The organism is Pseudarthrobacter sp. NPDC058329 (genome assembly GCF_042879835.1).
In the GTDB taxonomy this organism is placed as follows: Bacteria; Actinomycetota; Actinomycetes; order Actinomycetales; family Micrococcaceae; genus Arthrobacter.
In genome coordinates this window covers 1-5,355 of record NZ_JBHVZR010000035.1, presented here as the reverse complement: position 1 = coordinate 5,355, position 5,355 = coordinate 1, and the positions used below count along the sequence as shown (strand labels likewise).

Annotated in this window: 1 protein-coding gene; it reads right to left on the bottom strand. The window is 66.6% G+C overall.

All coding sequences use genetic code 11. The annotated features are described in order from the left end of the window. Positions 1–222: 222 nt before the first annotated feature. Positions 223–5,355: Ig-like domain-containing protein (locus ACFVYC_RS22245; RefSeq protein ID WP_387554407.1), on the bottom strand; the 5,133-nt coding region annotated here is incomplete at its 5' end.

The window sequence follows — 5,355 nt, the reverse complement described above, 5'->3', positions numbered from 1 at the left end:
ACCAAAGCAGCAACAACAGCACCAAAAGCCGTACCAGCAACAACCCTCTTATGCCGCCTCTTCAGCCCAAGCTTCCCCAGCACACTTCTCACAGCTTCAGATGTCCTTCAAGATTTCGATGTCCCCCGGCAGGCCTGAGACGGGGCCGGCACGCGCAACAGCCTACCGATTGTCCCCCGGGCGGGCGATGGGTAGCTCTGCCCGCCTTCGGCGTCCCGCCAGCTATGGTGTCGCCCCTACCGGGAAGGTGCAGGCGGGAACGCCGCTCTGCCCCGGGGCGCCGATGGAGGTGTGCGTGGAATTGATCCAGCGCGTGGCGTTCGGTGAACCGCGCATGATGTAGTACCACTGTCCGTCGCCGCCGTAGGTGGTGCCGTGCGGCTTCCAGCACATCACGGTGAAGGAGTCCATGTGGGACATCCAGGGCCGGTCGTAGCCACCCTTGCCGTCGCAGGTGTGGGCCACGGGGTCGTAGGACGTAGGTCCGGGCAGGTCCGTACAGCTGCGGTCCATGCCGGTGTTAAGGCGGGTGGCCCAACTGGTCTTCTGCGCGCCGGACTGTGCGGTGGCACTCGCGATGGGCCCGCCGGTGCCGCGGGAGTTGACCGACTGGACCTCGATCGTATGCCGCTCGCTGAAGCCACCGGTGTTGATGGTGCGGCTGCCTGAGGCTGCCACCCGTTCCCAGCCTCCGCCGTCGATCCTGATCTGGGTGTGGGCGATGTCCCAGCTCCCGGCGGGCGCGGACGCCCAGCTCAAGGTCAGGTTCTTCTGGTTTTCCGCGCCGTTCTGCCCGGACGCTGAGGGTGTGCCGGGCCAGCCGTAGGGGTTGGCGGTCGCCGGGGCGCTGGCGTCGGAGCTGGGCGCGACGGCGGAATGGGCGGTGACCGTGATGGAGGTTGCGGTCCCATTGGTGAAGCCGCCCACTGTTTGCCCCTGCGTGATGGGTCCTGTCTGGCCGGTGCTGGCGCGGTAGGAGTAGCTGACCTCTCCATAAGCTGAACCGTTGCGCTCCGCCGCGGTGAGTTCGTTGAAGTTTATGGTCACCTGCCGGCCGGCGCCGCCGGTGTTGGCCTCCGCAACGCTGACTCCGGACACCTGGCTGAGCTTTCCGGTGGCGCGCCGCGGTGCGGAGGGCGCACTAACGGCGCCCTTGCCCGCTTTGTTTTCTGCTTGGACAGTGAAGGTATAAGAGGCTTCGGAGTTGTTGGCGGAGAAGTTGGCCGTCCGTACCGTTCCGGCAACCTGCTGGGTTTGCGGGGAACCGCCGCCGCCGCTCATGGTGACGTAGTAGTTCCTGATGGCATCGCCGTTGGTATTCGGCTCCGTCCAGTTGACCTTCAGCTGGTTGGACGTCCCCACCGCTGAGGCCACCGACGTTGTGGGAGCAGCCGGGGCGGCAGGTACGCCGGCAGGATTGTCCTCGGCAGAGTACTGGCCCCAGTCGGAGGGACCAAGTTCGTTGACGGCCTGGGCACGGACCTTGTAGCGCACGCCGTTCGTAAGGCCCGTCCAGGTGTGGGTCAGGCCGGTCACGCCGTTTTTCACGGCAATCCCGCTGGCCGGCGGCGGGGAGATCTCCAGGTTGTAGCTCTTCACCGCGGAGCCCTCGGTCTTGGCCGCAGGCCAGTTGATCACCATGTCCTTGTCCCCGGCCTTGACCGTGGGAGCCTCCGGCGGAGAGGGCTTCTCATCCGGCCTGATCTCGTTGGAAGACTGCGACGGCGACGACTCCCCCACCTCGTTGGTGGCGGTGACGGTGAAGACGTACTTGACGTCGTTGGTCAGCCCGCTGAGGGTGCACGTTGTGGTGGGGCAGTCCTGGCTGAACCCGTTGGAGCGCACTGTGTACTTGCTGATTGCCGCGCCGTTGTCCGAAGGCGGAGTCCATTTGAGCACGGCGGTGCGGCTGCGAACGTCCGTCGCCGTGGGTGCCGAGGGTGCGTCCGGCTTGTCCCGGACGGTGATGCGGACACGTCCGTCGGTCTGCCGCGAGACGTCGTCGGTCTTGTCCATCACGGTGTAGCGGACCACCATCACGCCCTTGGAGCCGTCGGCCGGAGTGACCGTGATGGAGTCTCCGGCCACCACCGGCTGGCCGGCGGCGGAGCCGGTCTCCACTGTGGCGGCGACAATCCGCAGCGGGGTGTCGCTGAAGGGGTTGAAATCGTTGGCAAGGACGTTGATGGTCTCGGTCCGGCCGGCGTTGGCCTTCTCGATCACGTCCTCGTTTGCCACAGGCATAGGCCTGTTGGACGCCACGACAGCTGCCGTGACCGTGGCCCGGGCAGGCTCGGAGCGGCCGTCCGTGACCTTCACCGGGATGCTTCCCTTCCAGCCCGCACCCCTGCTGGAGTCCGCGGAAACCCTGAGTGTCGCGCCGTCCAGGGTGGCGTTGAAGCCTTCCGGGAGCGTTCCGTCCAGCTCAAACTTGAGCTTCTCCTGGTCTCCGGCGTCCACGTCCTTGGCCAGGTTGCCCAGGTCAAGGCTGACGGACTCAGCCTTGGGCACGTCCAGGGAGGTCCCGCTGAATTCGGGCGGGTGGTTCGCGTTCGGATCGGGGATGACCTTGGTGATGATGCTGAGGGTGGACTTGAGGCCCTGCGGGTCGTCCGGGCCGGTACCGTCGGTCACTTCGAACGTGACAGAGCCCGGGCCCACGTACTCCTTGAGCGCTGCGTAGCGCAGTTCGCTGCCGCTGCCGTTGGCGGGCACCACGTTCTGCGGATCGGCCCCCTGCACCCGGACTTTATCCACCTGGGTGATCCGCGGCGTGCGGCCCTCACGGACGCGGACGTACTCCTGCAGGTCCAGGGTGACCTCTCTACCGGCCATCACTTCGACCACGTCCGAGCTTGCCAGCGTGGGGTGCTGTTCCCCTTGGCCGGGAACCCAGATGACCGCCGTCGCGCTTTGTCCATCGATGTCGGTGACGGTGTAGGGCACCAGCTGGTCCTGCGGGGTGAGGGTCACCACCACGTTTCCCTCACCGCCGGCACGGGCGTTCGGGTTACCGTCCGGGAGGCTGATTTTGAGATCGGCTGCCACACCGTCGGGATCGGAATCATTCTTCAGGACCGGGACGTCCACGGCGGACTTGCCGAGGGTCTCGGCCGGGGTGACAACATCGTCTTTGGCAACGGGCAGCTTCAGGGCGGCGTCCGGGCTCACGCTGACACGGATCACAGCGCCGCCCTGGGCTTTTTTGTCGTCCTGGATTTTGTAGGCAACGCTTTCGTTGCCGGCCGCGGCGGGCGCAGTGAGCAGTACCTTGCCGCCGTCAACTGCTTCGACGGCGAGTTCGGGGCGGGCTTCGAAGCCGTTGGATACGAGGGAGATCGGGTCCCCGTCGGGGTCCGAGTCGTTGACCAGGGCGTCGACGGCGATCTTGCGGCCGGGCCGGACGTCCACGGCGTCATCAAGGGCGATGGGTTTCTGGTTGTTTGCTTCCTGAGGTGCGATGCCAACAATCACGGTGCCGGTGTTCTCGGCGCCGATCCGGTCGCGGACCCGGTAGCTGAAGGTGTCGGTTCCCGCGGCGTCGCCGGCGGCGGTGAATTCGAGGTAGCCGTCCTTGACCACGGCGGTCCCCATTGACGGAGCCTTATCCACGCCGGTCAGCTGGACCGAATCGCCGTCAGTATCCACGCCGTCGAGCGGGACCGGGATGCGTACCGTCATGCCGGCCACCACGCGGGCTGTGAGGTTACGGGGTTCGGGGCGGGTGTTGCGCTCGTCGTCGCGGGCCCGGATGCGGATGGCCACCTGCTGGGAGTCGGACTGGCCGGAGGCGTTGGTTACTTTGTAGATCGCGTACACGGTCTTTGGGACGTCCCCGGCGATAAAGCGGAGCACGCCACCGGAGGTGAAGGTGCGGCCGTCGGCGGCGTCGGGCTGCTGGGCCAGTACGGGTTCCAAGGTTAGTGCGCCGCCGTTGGGGTCGGTGTCGTTTTCCAGGACGGGAATGGTCACAACGTCCCCGGCGCGCACCGTTGCCTCGTCCGGTTTGGCTTCCGGCGCCTGGAGTTTGGAGGGCGCGGGAACCACCAGGACGGCGATCTCCCCGCTGGCGGAGGACTTTCCGTTGGAAATTGTGTACTTCACGCTGAGCTGGCCTTCGGCCCTGATGTCGGTGATCCTGACAACGGAGTGGTCCAGCACGGAAACACTCACCGGCAGACCGTCGGCCGCCGTCACGGACTGCACCACAAGCACGCCGCCGGAGGGGTCGGAGTCATTGCCAAGGACGTCCACCAGCACGCTGCCGCCGCTGGGAAGCAGAGCGGTGTCCCGGACGGCCACCGGTGCACCGTCGCCCCCGCTGGGCACAACGTCCACGCGGACCAGCTGCTGGGCGCTGGCCGGACCGTTCGTCACGAGGTAGGTCACATAATGCGCGCCCTCGGCGGCGGAGTTGAAGGTGAAGGTCTGCTGGTCAGCGCCCATCGTGGCGATCGAATTGCCGTCGGGGGTGACCTGGGCGAGCCTAAGCGCGCCGCCCTGGGGATCCGAATCGTTCTTCAGCGGGGCGATTACGGTGTCCACCCCGGCGACGGCGACGAGGTGGTCCGCGTTGGCTATCGGCGGCAGCGCACCCGGTGCCCGGACGTCGACGGTGACCTTGCCTTCGGCTGTGGAGCGTCCGTCCGAGACGGTTACGGTGACTGTTTTGCGGGCCGGTTCCGTGCCGGCGTCCTGGAAGCTGAGCAGACCGTCCGGCCGGACCTTGACCTGGTCGCGGGGATCGCTGCTGGCGGCACCGACCACGAAGAGGTCGTCGCCGTCGGGGTCGATCCAGTCCGGAAGGATGTTCTGGCTGACGATCTTGCCGGACTGGACCACCAGGATGGTGTTGCGGTTGGGCTTCTGCCTCGGGGGTGAATTCTCCCCCGGCGGCACGATGTTCAGCGTGACGTCGGCCGTAGCGGAAAGCCCCCGCCCGTCGTCGACCGTGTACTTGAACGTCTCGGCGCCGGTCGAGTCCGCCCCGACGCTGACCTGGAACCCCGTGGCGCCGTAGATGGGCGCAAGCAGCCCGGATTTCAGCGGGTCGGGGGTGCGCACGGTGAGGATGTCGCCGTCGGGGTCGGTGTCGTTGTCCAGCACGGGAAGAATGGTGGTTTTTCCGGCGCGCACCCCGAAGGTGTCCGGTTTGGCCACAGGCGGGCTGTTGGGTTTGGTGCGGTCCGGCAGGACGGTCTGCTGTACCTCGTCCGCGGAGTCCTTGTCAGCGTCGTCGGAGGTCTGCTGCGGCGGAATCACGTCGTCCCAGTTGTTGACGAGCTGCATGTTCTGGTTGACCAGCCACACGTTCCCGGAATTCACGTCATTGAGGACCACCAGGTCCCGGTTCAC